Origin of the sequence: Peptoniphilus faecalis (assembly GCF_012976305.1) — a bacterium.
Lineage (GTDB): Bacteria > Bacillota > Clostridia > Tissierellales > Peptoniphilaceae > Peptoniphilus_A > Peptoniphilus_A faecalis.
On the sequence record NZ_JABDSR010000007.1, the window covers coordinates 137,167 to 153,957 of the forward strand.

Sequence of the window (16,791 nt, forward strand, 5' to 3'; positions counted from 1 at the left end):
AAATAAATTTAAAGAGCATAATACCATAAAACTCCATCTTCATCTTTTTCAAAATTTACCTTGCCAATAGCCCTTAAATGCTCAAGATGTGCATGAGCTTCTCCTGCTGCGAAAAACTTTTGTGTATTTGGAAATTCGGAAAAATCTTTTGCCCGCATATCCCAGTTCATGTTCATGGCAATATCTCTTACTGTGCACTTTCCCTTACTTTTTAAAGTTTTTAGTGCCTCATCAATTCTATGATTGTGATGCTCTTTTAACTCGTCAATTCTCTTTGGCACATCTTCTATTAATGCTCTATGAGATGAATAAAGATGATCAATTGGAAGATCTCTCAGTTCCTCAATATTTTTAAGATACATGCCCAAACTGTCGCCCACAGTGAAATCCCAAAAAGTAATATTTGGAGTAATATCTCCCAAAAGATGATCTCCGCAAAATAAAATTTTTTTACTTTCTTCATAAAGACCAATCATACCAGGAGTGTGCCCAGAAAAATCCATTCCCTTAAAAGTAAAATCCCCAACTCTTAAAATGTAGTCAGGATTAAAAGAAACATAGGGAAACTCTGCCTTGGGTCTATAACGAAAACCAGCATGCTCTTCAATTTTTAAATTGTCTTCATCCAGCCCTTGAAGATGAGTAGTTTCCATAACACTCTTCCATCTTTTTGAGTTAGCGTCTGTCATAGAAGACATAATTCGATAGTCAATATCACCCATATAAATTTTAACACCAAGTTCTTTGTGAAACCATGTAGCAAGACCTGTATGATCTGAATGAAGATGAGTTAAAAATAAAATTGTCTTACTTAAATCCACTCCCATATCTTCAATAAAAGAAAGCATTTCCTCTCTTATCTCTTCAGTGTTAAAACCAGTATCCACTATCATTGTATATCCCTTAGACTTAACCATATAAATATTTATGCTCTTTAAAGGATTGCCCTTTAACGGAATAATTTTCAAATAAACGCCATCTGAAAGTTTTTTAATGTTAGACATATTACCTCCCCTGCTCATTTCATGTATAATAAATACGAGGTGAATTATGAGCGATTTTTTATTAAAATTATTTAAAGTTGAAACAATTAACAAACTGCCTATTGATAAATTATACCCTATTATAGAAAGTTTAGACCAAGATCAGAGAAGACTCATTGCAAATTCCTATGATTTAGACCTTGACGGATTAAGCTTAACAGAAGAAGTTGATGCAATACATAATAAAATAATATCAGAATTTAAAAACACTCTAATGAGCTTTGACGAAAAAGAGCACAAAAGTTTTTATGATTTTTACAATGGTGCCGTAGATTATTCCGACGAAAATGTCTATGTAAATATGAAAAAATTTACATCTCTAGGTCTTATGTATCTCTTCTTATCAAAATCTGGTACCTACTTTAACTTCGTGATACCAATAGAATTAATAGAAATGTATGAAAAACTACTACAATCAAGCTAAAAATAGACCCGATATTATCGACTTCCAAAAATTTGACACAGAGCCAAATTATTCTTAAATGAAATGGAGAATTTTATTCCGCAATAGAAAATAAAAATCTATTCCCTTACAAGATGTAATACATTATACAAAGCATTCATTGCTTTTAAATAAGTTCAATTTTGAAAATGTATGAATACCTAACAATTTACTATCTTATGGAAATAGATATAATGATATATTGATTTTATAACCTTGTAATAAAATTATGAACCTATAACAGTTTCCAAACAAGGTCACAAAAATATTCTAATACTTGGTCAAATGGTCGGAGTTTATTCAAAGAGATGTAAATAGAGGTGTTAAAAGAATGAAAAATGAAGAATTATTATCAAAGAAAGGTTCAATAGAACTCTGGGACAGCAATTTAATAAATGAAATTGAAGTAGGAACTACAAGAAATTCACAAATATTTATTTCAAGATATATTTGATTTTGCTGGTCAAATAAGAAATGTAAACCTTTCAAAAGGCAATTTCAGATTTGCACAGTTTTATTTTTAAATGAAAACTTAAAAATAATCGAACTAATGCCCGAAAATACCTTTGATGAAATAATAGAAAAATATGTAGAAATGAATGTTGCACATCCCTTTAGAGAGGGCAGCGGTAGAGCAACAAGAATATGGCTTGATTTGATTTTAAAGAAAAATTTAAAAATTTGTGTTGACTGATCAAAAGTTGATAAATATTAATATCTTAATGCAATGGAAAGATCTCTAGTAAATATACTTGAGATAAAACATTTATTAAAATCAGCTTTAACAAAAGATATAAATAACAAACAAGTTTATATTCGTGGAATACAAAATTCTTATTATTACGAAGGCTTATACAATTATGATATAGAAAATTTAGATAAATAATATAAGGAATAATAAAATAAAAGTGTATCCTCGAAAACCGTTTAAAATACAAATAAACGATAGTTAACGATAATACACAATAATATAAATGGTGGAGGCGGTGGGAGTCGAACCCACGTCCGAAGACTTTTTACAGAAAGATTCTCCGAGTGCAGACTCCTCTTTAAATTTCCCATGTATTACTAGAGTGTCAAACTCATACACAGTAGCGCCATTAAACCCCTCTGCTATGACGCATCACAGAGTTCGTTTGCCCGCTAATTTGAAACCCGGTTACAGTTCGCGGCGTCTGGCCGGATTGCTACCTAATTAGGCAGCTAGTGCGAAATTATTTTCGTCGTTTATTTTTTATGGACCATTTTTACGTTGTGTGATCCATCAACGACTCGCTACTTAAAGCTCAAAATCCCCGTCGAAACCATTTTCGCCCCCATATATTAGACTAAGATTATACTAAAAATTGTGTTTTTTGTCAATTTTAGCGTATCTCAGTCCTTCTCGTCTTTTTCCTTCTCTTTTTCTTTGCAAATTTAAAGCGTAAAATTTCCTTCCACATAAAATACCCTATCGCTGAACCAAGTACATTTAAAATTAAATCATCAATATCCACAGACCTTCCTATAAAGAATTGTATAAATTCAACAAAAAAAGAAGTTACAGATGTAATCCCAAGGATCTTTAATAGACTTCTCGTCTTTGGAAAAATTTCTGGCAATAAAATTCCAAAGGGCACAAAAATTATTATATTGCCAATTATATTTGTCATAGTGTGCAAAAACCCCGAATATTTTATGTAGTTTTTTATAGTCCTAAAGGGAACTAAATTTACCCCCCATGCTCCTGACGTAATTCTATCCTTAAAATTTCCAACGAAGTCAAAGTGCTCGTTAGTTAAATTTATTCCTGAATCAGAAATATAAGAGTTTGGCATAAAGAGCATTATTGCCAAAAAAGCAATATAGCCAGCAAATATACTCAATAGAAACTCTCTAAATCCATTGGAATTTATTTTTCTGTGTGAAAAAAATTTTACTCTTAATATAGAAAAAACTACAAAGGTAATTATAAAGGCAGGTATTGTTCTCGCTGCAAAAAATAAAAATAATCTCATATGTTTTTTAATTCTATTAAATTTGTAATGGCGTATTTGTTTTCCTCTACTACTATTTCCCACTTATCCTTAGAATTTTCGTCATAGACTCCAACTGTTTCTAATCCTGCACTTCTTGCAGTTTTAAGAGCTAAATAGGAATCATCAACTAAATATACATCCTCTGGATTTTCACATAAAGAATCTGTTATTGATGTAAAAAATTTTTCTTCACTTTTGATGTATCCCACTGAATCTGCGGTATAAAGCCCATCGACTATTTTGTCAATGCCGTATTTTTTTATGACAATATCTGCGAAATGCTTTGCCGTAGATGTTCCTATTACAACTTTTATGCCTTTATTTTTAAAATATCTTAAAATTTCTATGGCATTATCCTTTAATTGAACTTTATTGTAATAAAAATCTATAACCCTTTCACTAAATCCATGATATAACTCTTCAAAGCTTTCATTTAAATTGTAATAATCCTTTAAATATTTAAGAGAAGTTTTAAGGCTCATTGTAGTCATTTTATGTTGTAAATCATCTTCTATGTCTATTCCCTTTGTCTTCATAAAGTCTTTTGATACACTTCGCCAATATCCCATAGAGTCCACTAATGTTCCATCTAAATCAAATATAATAGCTTTCATGTTACCTCCTCGTATAGTAATTATATTTTAGTTGTAATTTTTTTATAAATCAACTATAATGATTTTCTATAAAGTCTCTATGAAAATTTTTTAAAAAAAGCTTTGACAAAACTTTTTTTCATGTTATAATAATATCTGTTCAAATTATGTATAAAAAAATTAAATTTTTTATCGTCGGGGTGTAGCGCAGTTTGGTAGCGCACGTGGTTTGGGACCATGGGGCCGGGGGTTCGAATCCTCTCACCCCGACCATTTTCTATTTATTTTTACATTTCTTTACAAATGGCTAAAAATACAAAGTTTAAGCATGTACTCACTTATTAAAGTACATGCTTTTTACATGTTTTTACACCTTTTTACTCTTGCGTTACCAACTCGTTGTCAACTTTTATAATCCTTATATTTATCTAAATACCTTTATTGGTTAGTATTTTAAAATTTTTTATATTTCTTCAGCTCTTTTTATAAATGCTTTATCAGCTTTTACATTATATAAATTTTTATATATTTTATCCTGAATATAGTGTTTTTTTGAAATATGTTTTATAAAAACTTTTGGGAAAATCGCTATATTTAGAAAATACGCAAACGATTTATACAGGTTGAAATTCTTAATCGTTATATATTGTATTTATAAAGTATTTGTTCTATAATTTATATATAAGCAATATATGTAAAGGAGGATATTATGTTATTATTTATTATTGGGCTTATAATTTTAATTGGCGGCGGATTTTTCTACTCTAAATATGTAGAAAGTCAATTGGCGCCAGATGACAGAGAAACTCCTGCTGTCAAAAAGGCAGATGGAGTTGACTATGTAGTAATGAGCGAAAAGAAAAACTGGCTCATCAATCTACTTAATATTGCAGGCACTGGACCAATACTTGGACCTATTCAAGGAATTCTTTTTGGACCTATTGCTTTTCTAGCAATTCCTATTGGTTGTGTTTTCGCAGGTGCAGTTCACGATTACATGACTGGATTTATTTCAATGAGAAACGGCGGATCTCAAGTACCAAAACTAGTTGGTAAATACATTGGCGATGGAGTTCGTAAATTCTACAATATTGTTATTGCAATCTTACTTCTTCTAACTGGTGTAGTTTTTGTCTACACTCCTGGGGACTTAATCGCAAATGATGTTCTTAAAATTGGCGTTGATTCAAAGGCTATTTGGATCATTTATGCAGTAATTTTTATTTACTACATTCTTTCAACTGTACTTCCTATTGATAAGTTAATAGGTAGAATTTATCCAATTTTTGGTGCTTTTCTAATTATCTCTGCTATTGGAGTATTTATTGGAATCTTTGTCAAGGGATCTGGAGACTTATCTTTCGCTAATGCTGGACTTCTTGCAGAACACCCTCTTGGACAAAAATTTATTCCATCATTCTTTATCACTGTTGCCTGTGGTATTCTATCTGGATTCCACGGTTCTCAAGTAACACTTATTTCTAGAACTATTAAAGCTGAATCTGAAGCTAAAGTAACTTTCTACTCAACTATGATCGCTGAAGGCTTCATCGCAATGGTTTGGGCAGCTGGTGCAATGGTTATCTTCTCTTCTGGACAAGCTCCACTTGATACAGCTGGAACTCTTATGGTTGGTAAAATTTCTAAATACTTCATGGGAAATGTTGGTGGACTTCTTGCAGTTCTTGGTGTTATTGCACTTCCTATCACTTCTGGTGATACTGCCTTTAGATCTCTTAGACTTATCATCTCTGAAGAATTGAATATTGATCAAAAATCTCCATCAAAGAGAGCTGGCCTTTCTGCCGCTCTATTTATTCCAGCAATTGCAATTTTATTCTTTGCAAAATCAAATCCTAATGGATTTAACATGCTTTGGAGATACTTTGGTTTTACAAACCAATTTGTAGCAACCTTCGCACTTGCAGTAGCTACTATTTATTTAATTAACAATAACAAAAACTATATTATTACTTTAATTCCAGGTGTTTTCTATGTATTTGTAGTATTCTCATTTATTATAAACATAAAAGGCCTTGGACTTGGAATGCCATTCTCAATTGCATACCCTGCAGCTGCTGTTATTGCAGTACTATATGCATTCTTTATAGTAAAAATTGGCAAGAAAAATAAAACTAGAATCGAATCTATAATTTTAGATTAATTGCTTATTAAAAGGGTGGTTAGATGCCACCTTTTTTTATTTAGGAGGTTTTTATGAATTTTATATTAAAGGATAAGGCTTTAGCATATCTTAAAAAGAAAAATATCAATAAAATTTTTATAAATCCAGATATTGATGTAAAGGCATCTTGTTGCTCTGTGGCTACTTATGATTTTAATATAAGTACAAAGGATGATGATACAAGTAGATATAAAAAAACAGAAGTGTCTAATATATCTATTTATTATAATCCAACTATTGAGCTTTATTTTGAAGAAAAAGAAGACCAAGAGATAATTATATCTGCAATAGGGCTAGGAAACTTTAAAAAGCTATATGTTGCAAATGAAATAAATTCCATAGAGCAGTGATAAAATGAAAAATAAAATTGAAGATTTTATAAAAAATTATGAATTAGATGAAAAATATACAAATAGAATACCCAAGCCTCACTTCTTTTATTCTGGAGATGAAATTTTAAAGGAAGCAATCTCTGCAATTTTAGCCGGCAAAAACATTTTATTAGTTGGCGACAAATCAACTGGCAAAAATGTTTTGGCAGAAAATCTCGCTTACATCTTCAAAAGACCTCTTTGGAACTTGTCCTTTCACATAAATATTGATAGCTCTGTCTTAATTGGCGACGACACATTGAAAAATGGCAATGTTCTCTTTCGCAAAGGACCAATTACTAAGGCAGCAAATTGTGGCGGTTTTGTAGTTTTAGATGAAATTAATATGGCAAAAAATGAGGCTATGGCTGTACTACACTCTATCTTAGATTACAGAAGAATAATTGACATACCTGGTTACGACTTGATTAAGCTTCATCCTGCCACTAGATTTATTGCAACTATGAACTATGGCTACGAAGGAACAAGAGAATTAAACGAGGCACTTCTCTCTCGTTTTGTAATCATAAAAATGCCACTGATCTCTCGTGAAAGACTTGTAGATCTTATAAAAAAGGAATATCCAAATATGAAGAATGAACACGTGGGTAACATTGCCTTTTTCTTTTACGATTTGAAATTAAAAGCAGAAGCAGGAGAAATTTCCAGAAACGCACCAGACCTTAGGGGGATCTTTGATGCAATTGACCTTGTAAAAGAAGACCTTAGCTTAAATTCAGCATTAGAGCTAACTATTGCAAATAAGCTTTTCGATACTTATGAAGAAGAAATTTTAAAGGACTTGATAAAGACTAGGTTTGATGAAAACTTGTTTTTTAAAGATATTTTTGTAGAATAATTATGTTAAAGAAAAATTCAAGACTTCAAGAAAATAAAATAAAAAATATCATTTGGAATGGATCCATGGACTATGCAAGTGAGCCCTTTATAACAGGCGAAGACCTCTCTGGCAATCCAGATTTTTATATAAATTTAATTATTGGCCTCGCTTCAAAATATTTTGGCAGCCATAATCTCGAAAGATTGTTTTCAAATTGGGAGTACAATCTCTACCGAAATAAATTTGATATGTTCGCAATTTTTCTATTAGAAGATTTTGTCTACAAAAAAGAAGTCAATTCTCGAAAAGTTTTGAAAACTCTACGCAAAAATTACGCAAAAAAATTTTTAGAAGACAAATACGACTTGCAAAGGAAAAATTTAGCACTTAAAGAAAACTTATTTTTTGATATGCAGCTTAAAAAGACACATTCTATATTGGGGAGAAAGTATGAATTAAGCTACAAAAGAGAAAAAATTTTTGAAAATTTAAAATTAGATAGCGACACAGATAAAAATAATTTCGAAGAAAGAATCTTAAACATCTTTATCGAAAATCTAAATTACAAAAAAAATGAAATTTTAAAATTTTCTCCACTAAAAAATATTAAACTTTTTGATAATATCGGCTTTGTAAACCTCGAAAGATCTAACAAGCCCACAATATTTGGTGATTTCAAAAATAAAAAAACCAAAAATATAACAAGTTTTTTGTACTCCTTTGCCGCAAAACGCAGAAGGGAAAAATATAAATACATCGAGGATACTTTTGGAAAATCAATCTATTCCGAAGATGAAATGAAAATAATTGAAGAAAAATATTTATATGGTGCACATAAAAAATCAAAACTTCACTATACAAGAGGTCTAAATCACAAAAATATTGGCGAAGAAAATTTTAATGACGATGCAATAAATAGACACCTATTAAAGTTTAGAGAAAATAAAAATTTTTATAACACACAAATAAAAAGTCTTTCCAAAAAAATTAGAATGGCACTTTCAAATCATCTCAGTACAGAAGAAGTAGTAACAAATAGTGGTAAATTAATTTCAAAGCTCGCTTACAAGTCAATGATATCTGACAATGTAAATATCTTTTCAAAAAAATTTTTAAATCTACATTCTAACCTCAAGGTGGACTTAGTCCTCGATGCCTCTGCATCTTTAATGGACATAGAAAGCGACATTGCCATAGAAGCATACATTGTATCTAAGTCCCTTGAAAATAACAAAATACTTAACCGTGTGATTTCCTACGAAACTGTTGGCGACTACACCATTATCACAATCTTAAAAAACTATGAAGAAAAGTCTGACTTTGAAAAAATTTTTAAATACAGAACACAGGGCTGGAATCGTGACGGACTTTTTTATCGTGGATACCTTAAATTAGTAGATGAAGAAAATAAAAATCACATGATGATCGTCCTCACAGATGCCTTCCCACGAGACATAAAGCCTATGATTAGTAAAAACTTTTTTGGTTCAAAAAAATATTCTGATAAAGCATCTCTCGATGATGCAAAAAAAGGATTAGAAAAACTTAGAAAAATAGGCATCCACACCTCAGCAATATTAAATAGCGACAAAATAGACAATGCAAAATATTTATTTGATAGAAATTTTATAAAAATAAAAAGTGTAAAAGAAATCGCAAATGTTGCCGGTCGTTTTATCCAAAGAGAAATCGCAAATATAGAAAGAATGTAAAAACTGCAGCCATAAAATTAGCCGCAGTTTTTTTGTAATTCGTAAATTTAATTATAGTTTTCAAATATTTGGATTTCATAAAATTTATTTGTAGAAATTTTTTATTATTTTACTAATTCAAAGGCTTTTTGTGGTACATATACTGATCTCGTACTGTAAATTGTAAGTCCTCCAAGGTCTACTTTTTCGCCATTTTTAATTGCATAATTTTTTGATACAGGGAAAATAATTTTGTCATTGTCCTTTGTTACAATTGCTTCATAATCATTTGCACCTTTTGCATTAAATTCAACTTTTGCACCTTTATCTTCGAATCCCTTTCTAATTGGTTGGTAAAGTTCTTCTGTTAGTTTATCTAGGTCAATGTCAAGTAAATCTTCTATATACCTTCCTATTTCATAATTGTGGACCGTTCCAATTAGTCTTTCTGCACCTTCTGCTGTTGAGTATGAATATAAACCCACATCTCCACCTACATGTCCACCAGTTGTCCATGCTATGTGACTTCTTGCTGAAATAATTCTTCCCATTGCTGATGCTGTGTCTTTTTCATTTTTTACTAGATTTAGTTCTTCTTCATTTAGATCTTCAATCCCAAAATTCTTAGACATAACTTCTTTAATATTTGATTTGTCCTCTTTAACTTCTTCGGCTGCCTTTGTTACAGAAACTTTTGCAGATGAAATTATGTTTGTAAATTCATTTAAAGGTGCTTTGTCGTATCCTTTAGTTATATTTCTATGTCCAAAAGTTATTCCGCCAGTTCCGTGGTCTGCTGCAATCACAATTACTGTGTCCTTATGTTTGTCTGCAAAGTCCTTTGCAACTTTTACTGCATCATCAAAGGCTTTTATCTCGTGAACAAGTGCAACGGGATCATTTGAGTGAGCTGCCCAGTCGATTTCTGAACCTTCTACCATCAAGAAAAATCCCTTGTCATTTTTTGAAAGAACTTCTAAAGCCTTGTCTGTCATTTCTGCAAGTGATGGTTTATTAGCCTTATCTCTTTCTATTTCATAGGTAAAGGATTTATCTTCGAATAGTCCCCAAATTTTGTCGCCCTTTGAAGCTTTCATTCCTTCTAGTGTATCAAAATAATCATAGCCTTTATTTTTGATTTCAGAAATAAGGTCTTCTTTGTCTTTTCTACTTTCTTTAGATAAATACATACTGCCTGCACCTAGAACAACTTCCATTCCTTGATATACTTGTTGTTCGCCAAGGTCTTCGTAATTGTTTCTATCAGGATTGTGTGCAGAAAAATCAGCTGGTGTTGCGTGTTGAATATTTGAAGTTGAAACAATCCCAGTAGATCTTCCACTTCTTTCAGCACCTTCAAGTACATTTGCTATTGGTTGTTTTTCTCTATCTTTTTCGATTTCAATAGCCCCTGGCATTCCTCCCTTAGTTGGGTAACATCCCACGAAAGGTGATTCCGTCTTTATACCAGTTGCCATCGCTGTACCTGCCGGTGCAGAGTCGGCAATTGGAGTGTTTGAGTTATTAGTTCTTACAAGACCAGTTGCCAAATCATCCATTACAAATTTTTTGTCCTCAGTCATCCATCTTGCAGTGGTAAGTGCTTCAACACTCATTCCATCTGGTATCATCATGATTACATTTTTTGCACTCCCATAGTCTTTCTTATCAGCAAAGACAAAACTTGGTACAAGAGTTGCTACTACAAGTGTCGCCGCTAAAATCTTCTTTAACCTTTTCATTTATTCCTCCTATAAGATTATTTAACTATAATTTAACAGAGGATTGTAAAATTATTATTTACATAATGTAAATTATATAATTATTTTTTACTATAGCTTTGTTGTTTACGAAATATTTTATTATTAAATCTTTAATTCCAAAGGTTACTCCATAAAAGTCCTGTTAAAGAACACTAAAACCTAATTGAATTAGGATTTGAGAAAACTAATTTGATGGATCCTTAGTGGCAAAAGGCTATGAGCATTCAAACTCACAGCCTTTATAATACTATTTAATTAATTTAATTCCCTTGATCATAGCTACGATATCATCATTTTTAAGTTGTTTCTTAAATACAACATTTAAACCTTCTTCCTTCAATGTTTGGAAGAATTTCTCTGCCGATTTAATCCTGTATTCTTCTCCACGCCTTAGTCCTTTATCATCATCCATATCCTTGGTTTCAACAATAAAATTAATTTCATAATCCCCCTTTTCTGAATTGATAACATACATAAAGTCCGGGCTTGTAGTTCCACCAGTAAATAAAGGTATTTGAATAGATCTTCTAGGAATCTTCCCAAAGACAAGGACTTCATCTATATCACTTTTCAATAAAGTTTCTCTTTCTTTTGGACTATCATACACAACGCTATCATAAATAAAGCCTTTAGGTACAAGGGCAGTGTCGTCTCTGTGAATACCTAAAACACCTTGAGAGACCTGATCTAGTACATCTCCATTATAATCTGTCAAACTTGTTTTTCTTGAATCAACATCCAATGCTTTGTATGAGAACTTCTTCAAGAGTTTTTCATCTAACCACTTATTAAATTCTCTTACCGCTAAAGTAATTCCAGTCCTTGTAAATAAGCGATTGTCAATTTCCCCTTCTTTGTAGTTAAATTTACACAAAGTCCTGTGAATAGTGTTTATAGAAATACCTGTCTTTCTATTCATTTCTTTAAGAAAATCTCCATAGGCTATTTTGTCATCAACAATGTAATAGTTTGCCACATACTCACGAAGTACAAGTTTCCCATCAACAGATTCTGTTCTTCTTGCTTTTACATCTATGGTCGTGTCTCTATAGATATCAGAATTTAAAACATCATAAAGAGCCTTGCTTAACTCTTCTTCAGGAATATCTTCAAATTTCAAATAATATTTTTGATTAATGCTTGTCCAGAGCTTACTAATATCATTAAACTTATCTTTTCTAACCTTAACAAAATTTTTCTTTTTATTGCCATCAATAACCTTATTAGGTTTAAGTCCAGCCACTGCTTCAGGATAATCTGCATATAAATCATCAATTTTTTCAGTTTGAATATTTCCCTCAAAGTCAATGTAGCCTTTCATAAGCATCTTGCTAAATATTTCGTTTTCTGAACTTCCCCTAATCTTTGCAATTTCAGCAAGAGATTTTTTAATATTCATGCTTTGTTCCGGTGTATCCGCTTCTATTTCTCCAAGCAGCTTACTTGCAAAACCTTTTTCAGAATAGTCGATTAAATACTTTAGATAAAACTGCTCATCTGCAATTCTTCTTCCCTTTTCATCGACAGGAAGCCTAAGCCCTCTTCCAACCTCTTGAAGTTTGCTAATTTCTGAACCTGAAGACCTTAACTTTACAATCTGAAATACATTGGGATTATCCCATCCTTCTTTTAAGGTCCATTTTGAAAAAATAAAACGCAGGGTATTCCAATTGCCTTTTTCATCATGGAAATTCAATAAAAAGTCTTTATCTCTTAAAATCTTATCCACTTCATTTTGAATATCTTCTTCTGAACTGGCGTTGTCCTCACTAAAATATCCTCCATTTGTTCTTGAAATATCCTCTAAAGAAGATTCAAGATAAGATTTATATTCTTGCAACCTCTGATCTTTCCTATTAGTAATCGACTTAATTTCCCTATTAAGAGCAGCCGATAACATATTTTCAAATTTAACTCTTAAATGTCCCGGCTCGCCCCCTTCGTCTCGGTAAGACCTGACAGAATCAATAAAATACAAGCTCAAAGTCTTTATCTTATTGCCTCGTAAGAAATTTTCTTTTTCTGTCTTAAGGTGATTGATGATGGACTGCTTCAACATAAGTTCTTGGTAGGTTTCAGTGTAGATTCCCCCATAAACAATGTCACCTTTTGCGAGTATTTGACCATTAGATAGAGTTACTCCGCTTTTTATCGAATCATCAGATGTAGAACCTATTTCTTCAAGGGTAATCCCCGAGAACTCTTCACCAAATATGGAGAGAGCATCTCCTTTGACTAGTTCTTGAGATTTCTTTGTTTGCTCGTCTCTAAAAGTACAAACTTTAGGACTTCTTTTGAAATCCATCAGCTTTAATTTAGTTTCCTTTTCCTTTTCTGCATCAATCATAAAGGTCTCCACGCCCTTAACTAAGTTTTGATTAAAGGCTTGGCTTGCACCTAAGTTAAAAATAAGATTATTATAATCTTTTTCCTTGCTTTTCTTTTTGTCGGGAAAAGTAGCTCCAAAACGAATAACACATTGTGGCTGTAGCTCTTCAAGGATTCTTTTATAAGCCTGATTTTCTTTTTTAAATCGATGTGGTTCATCAATGATTACAATGGGTCTTGTTGCTCTCAAGGTCTCATAGGGCTGGGTGAAATTTCCTAAAATAGTTTGATCATAATCATCTTTAGCCATAGTTGCATTAGACAAAAGCATACCAGAGGTCATGAGTAAAACAGAAAAGCGATTTTTCTCTAAACTACTTCCCCTAGCAAACTCAGATATGGCTGCTGGAAACATCTTCCTGCCCCTTGTCTTTTTCTGTGGTTCTAATACCGATAAATTAAGAGCTTTATTAGGATAAAGATCAGCAAAATGCCTTTTACTATAATCTGCTTGTAGAAAACTCTTGCTGCCCTCTTTAATTGGAGTTGAAGGGACGAGAATAATAAACTTATTAAATCCATACATTTCATTAAGCTCATACATCATTCTTGTATAGCAATAAGTCTTCCCCGTACCCGTTTCCATGCGAATATCGATGCCTAAATAGTCCTCATCATCTCTTGTTCGCCAAATTCTTGGAATTGCTTGCAGATCTTCATAACCCTTCCACAAGTCATTAATGTTCTCTTTGATTTTGTTGTCCGCAAAATCGATCACCGGACTTTGATGGATATTTTCACCTGCCACTACACGAATATCTTCAAAGGCTTTCCTGACAGCTTTTAAAAAGTCTTCTTGATGAGGTAAAATTGATAATTCAATGCTCATAATTAAAACCTCTCAATGAGTGAAACATTTTTATTATTCCTTAAAACCTTAAGATTCTTTCTCAGTTCATGAAGAACATTGAAACGAAGTGAATGGACATATACAACAACCCTAGTAATATCCAGTTCTTCATTCTCAATTCTTTTAATCAAGGTCATAACATCTTCATCTTCTAAACCTTCATCTATAATATAAAGAGATTTTTCAATTAAGTCTGCTGAATAATGTTCAAGTATATAGGGGCTTGAACTCTTCGTTAAACCATAGCCATCTTCATTAAGCCAAGTAGTGAGTATACTTCCTTTTCCTGAAGAGTATTCATTATCAAATATTTTTATCATGTCCTTCGTAAGGAATTTAATTTCCGGTTCAAAATTTTCAAGATCAATCAGAGTTTTCTCTTCAGGAGTTTCAAGATAGTAGAGTTTGTAGCCATAGTCCATATTTGCACCTGTTTCTTCTTTGATTTTTTGTGCTGCTTTTTCAATTCTCGCTCTGCCGATTTCATCAATAGTTCTATAGCCAGCTTTATAGGCAGGCTTATTTTCTTCAATCTTTTCCGGAAGCTGGACCATAATATATTTACGCTTTCCATTATCTTCGGCATTAAGTTCCATAACAGCGTGTGCTGTTGTTGCAGAGCCTGAGAAGAAGTCAAGACAAGTAAATTCATTCCCTGTTATCCTATTAATTAGATATTTAATTAGAAATGTAGGTTTAGGGTATGAAAAATATCCGTCCAATCCTAATTTTGATAATTCCTTCGATCCCTGTGTACTAGAAAATTGAGAAATTATTCCCATTGGAATTTGCGTTCTTTCTATTAAATTCCCATTATTGTCAGCATTTAGATATTGCTTAGTGTATAAAACCCAGTTCCCTTCCTTATCTTGTTTTGATACAATATAATCATTTTCAATCCCCCATTGGTATTTTTCTTTTGACCAACGCCAAATGGCTCTTCTACCGGAATTATTATCTGCAGGATATAGAATAGTACCGTCTTCCATTGTTATTGGATAATCCATGGATTCTGAATATTGTATTGAACCCATTCCAAGTTTTTGTAAATAATATTTTCCACGTGTATGTTCATATTCATCAGATTCCTTATATCGTTCTATGTTTGATGGTGGTAAACCTCTAATTTCAAAATTATTTATTAGTTTTCCATATACTAATATATGTTCATCTTTTACTCTAAATAGTTTCGAATCCGAAGAACCCCCACCTTCTTTGTTTGCCCATTTTAAATCTACAATAAAATTTTCCTCACCAAAAATCTCATCACAAATTAATTTCAAATTTGCTTGTTCATTATCATCAATTGAAATAAAAATAGCCCCGTCATCTGATAATAAATCTCTCGCCAATACTAATCTTGGATACATAAAGGTAAGCCATGCAGAATGAGTACTTTTTCCGGCTAAATCAAGGATTCTTTCTGCTTCTTCTTCTGTAATTCCAATTTTTAAAGAAAGTTCTTCTACACTGAACTGAAAATTATCAGGGTAGATAAAGCCGTCCGAACCTGTATTATAGGGAGGATCTATATAGATACACTTAATTTTTCCTGCATATGAGTTTAACAAATGCTTTAAGGCGTCAATATTATCTCCGACTATGTAGAGATTTTCGCTATTCTTATTCTCTTCTTTAGATTTATGTTCTACATCTGGAGAAATATAGGTTTCTGATTCCAAGGAACTTAAGTATTTGGCATAGGACTTACCTAAAAATTTAAGTTCATATCCTTCTTTGGATATATCTATTTCTTCTTCTGACAAAAAATCTTTAAATATATTAAGCTTGAATGCACCTTCTTTTGAGAAAAATTGTGGAAAGTCTTTTTTAAATTTTTCCATTTCTCTACTATTTGGTTTTTTCTCTAGATTATCTTTTATTTTTTGACCAATCATTATTTTCCTCCACTCTATATTCAAGTATCTCAGATATATCACATTTAAAATATTTACAAATTCTACCCAATATTTCCATACTCACATTTTCATCTCGTCCCATTTTTGCCATGGTTCGAGGTGTTGTTTTTATGGCTTTTTGTAGGTCTTGTTTATTCATTTTTTCATCAATTAATTTTTTCCATAATTTATCATAGGAAAATCCCATAATCCACCTCATAGTACATTTCACTTTGTATAGTTTTTCTATAAAATTATATCACACATTCAAACTCAATATTTACAAATTTATTGAGACTGATTTTTACTTTTTCTAATCAAGATCATCCCTTTTGTCTTATTCAAGTAGAGGAGAAATATATTTTTTAAATAACTGGAAAACCTCATTTTAAATTTCCTATTTGGATAGGATAAATAATTAATCATAAGTATTAAAAATGTCCTGAGTCTATTAGGAGAAGTTATTTATAAAAATCATGTACTTCTCTTATCCTATAAATATTCGTGGACTTATATTGATTTGGAAAAATTGACATATAAAAATCGGCACAAAGGTAAATGCCTTCATGCCGATTAAATTTGGTTCTTTGTCAAATAGTGTTGGTGAATAAAAATTAATGATATATGGTTTATGTCTTATGGCTTAAACCATATATTTTTTTATGGTAAAAACATAAAAAAATTCTCAATCTAAAATTATCAAAGGAA

The 16,791-nt window shown here is 31.6% G+C and carries 14 protein-coding genes, 1 tRNA gene and 1 other RNA gene; 8 read left to right on the top strand and 8 right to left on the bottom strand.

Going from position 1 to position 16,791, the window contains the following annotated elements:
* Window positions 1-8 precede the first annotated feature (8 nt).
* Window positions 9-1,004, bottom strand: a complete 996-nt coding sequence (locus HKO22_RS06350; RefSeq protein WP_083635548.1) for an MBL fold metallo-hydrolase — start codon at window positions 1,002-1,004, stop codon at window positions 9-11.
* Window positions 1,005-1,050: 46 nt separating this feature from the next.
* Here HKO22_RS06350 and HKO22_RS06355 point away from each other — a divergent pair, with 46 nt between their 5' ends.
* The 3 genes from HKO22_RS06355 (at window position 1,051) to HKO22_RS11220 (ending at window position 2,179) form a co-directional block, all read left to right on the top strand.
* Window positions 1,051-1,467 carry a hypothetical protein gene (locus HKO22_RS06355; RefSeq protein WP_075659857.1) on the top strand — a complete coding sequence of 139 codons (417 nt, stop codon included), beginning with the start codon at window positions 1,051-1,053 and terminating at the stop codon, window positions 1,465-1,467.
* A gap of 349 nt (window positions 1,468-1,816) precedes the next feature.
* Complete coding sequence (locus HKO22_RS11215; protein ID WP_456238488.1) at window positions 1,817-1,939, top strand: hypothetical protein; 123 nt, start codon at window positions 1,817-1,819, stop codon at window positions 1,937-1,939.
* Between the two features lie 87 nt (window positions 1,940-2,026).
* Window positions 2,027-2,179 (top strand): hypothetical protein, encoded by a 153-nt coding sequence (locus HKO22_RS11220; RefSeq protein ID WP_456238489.1) that lies wholly within the window; start codon window positions 2,027-2,029, stop codon window positions 2,177-2,179.
* Between the two features lie 281 nt (window positions 2,180-2,460).
* Here the strand turns inward: HKO22_RS11220 and ssrA are convergent.
* The 3 genes from ssrA to HKO22_RS06375 form a co-directional block, all read right to left on the bottom strand.
* Window positions 2,461-2,803: a transfer-messenger RNA gene (gene ssrA, locus HKO22_RS06365) on the bottom strand.
* A 46-nt stretch (window positions 2,804-2,849) separates the two neighbouring features.
* Entirely contained in the window at window positions 2,850-3,350 is a 501-nt protein-coding gene (locus HKO22_RS06370) for a VanZ family protein (RefSeq protein WP_235932828.1), read from the bottom strand.
* 128 nt (window positions 3,351-3,478) lie between these two features.
* A complete protein-coding gene (locus HKO22_RS06375; RefSeq protein ID WP_169969346.1) occupies window positions 3,479-4,117 on the bottom strand; it encodes an HAD family hydrolase in 639 nt (212 codons plus the stop codon).
* Window positions 4,118-4,292: 175 nt separating this feature from the next.
* Between HKO22_RS06375 and HKO22_RS06380 the strand changes: the two genes are divergently transcribed.
* From HKO22_RS06380 to HKO22_RS06400, 5 genes are all read left to right on the top strand, one after another.
* Window positions 4,293-4,369: transfer RNA gene (locus HKO22_RS06380), tRNA-Pro, on the top strand.
* A 436-nt stretch (window positions 4,370-4,805) separates the two neighbouring features.
* A complete protein-coding gene (locus tag HKO22_RS06385; RefSeq protein ID WP_169969348.1) occupies window positions 4,806-6,260 on the top strand; it encodes a carbon starvation CstA family protein in 1,455 nt (484 codons plus the stop codon).
* Between the two features lie 53 nt (window positions 6,261-6,313).
* Window positions 6,314-6,631, top strand: coding sequence for a hypothetical protein (locus tag HKO22_RS06390; RefSeq protein WP_169969350.1), 318 nt, complete (start codon window positions 6,314-6,316; stop codon window positions 6,629-6,631).
* 4 nt (window positions 6,632-6,635) lie between these two features.
* Window positions 6,636-7,511: an AAA family ATPase gene (locus HKO22_RS06395; protein ID WP_075659852.1), complete on the top strand. Its 876-nt coding sequence runs from the start codon at window positions 6,636-6,638 to the stop codon at window positions 7,509-7,511.
* 2 nt (window positions 7,512-7,513) lie between these two features.
* Window positions 7,514-9,205, top strand: a complete 1,692-nt coding sequence (locus HKO22_RS06400) for a vWA domain-containing protein (RefSeq protein ID WP_169969352.1) — start codon at window positions 7,514-7,516, stop codon at window positions 9,203-9,205.
* 104 nt (window positions 9,206-9,309) lie between these two features.
* Here the strand turns inward: HKO22_RS06400 and HKO22_RS06405 are convergent, their stop codons facing one another.
* From HKO22_RS06405 to HKO22_RS06420, 4 genes are all read right to left on the bottom strand, one after another.
* A complete protein-coding gene (locus tag HKO22_RS06405; RefSeq protein ID WP_169969354.1) occupies window positions 9,310-10,926 on the bottom strand; it encodes an alkaline phosphatase in 1,617 nt (538 codons plus the stop codon).
* Window positions 10,927-11,194: 268 nt separating this feature from the next.
* Window positions 11,195-14,164, bottom strand: coding sequence for a type III restriction-modification system endonuclease (locus tag HKO22_RS06410; RefSeq protein ID WP_169969356.1), 2,970 nt, complete (start codon window positions 14,162-14,164; stop codon window positions 11,195-11,197).
* A gap of 2 nt (window positions 14,165-14,166) precedes the next feature.
* Window positions 14,167-16,083, bottom strand: coding sequence for a site-specific DNA-methyltransferase (locus HKO22_RS06415; RefSeq protein WP_169969358.1), 1,917 nt, complete (start codon window positions 16,081-16,083; stop codon window positions 14,167-14,169).
* Window positions 16,058-16,291, bottom strand: coding sequence for a helix-turn-helix domain-containing protein (locus HKO22_RS06420; RefSeq protein ID WP_169969360.1), 234 nt, complete (start codon window positions 16,289-16,291; stop codon window positions 16,058-16,060). The genes HKO22_RS06415 and HKO22_RS06420 overlap by 26 nt, the downstream gene beginning before the upstream one ends.
* Window positions 16,292-16,791: the final 500 nt, after the last annotated feature.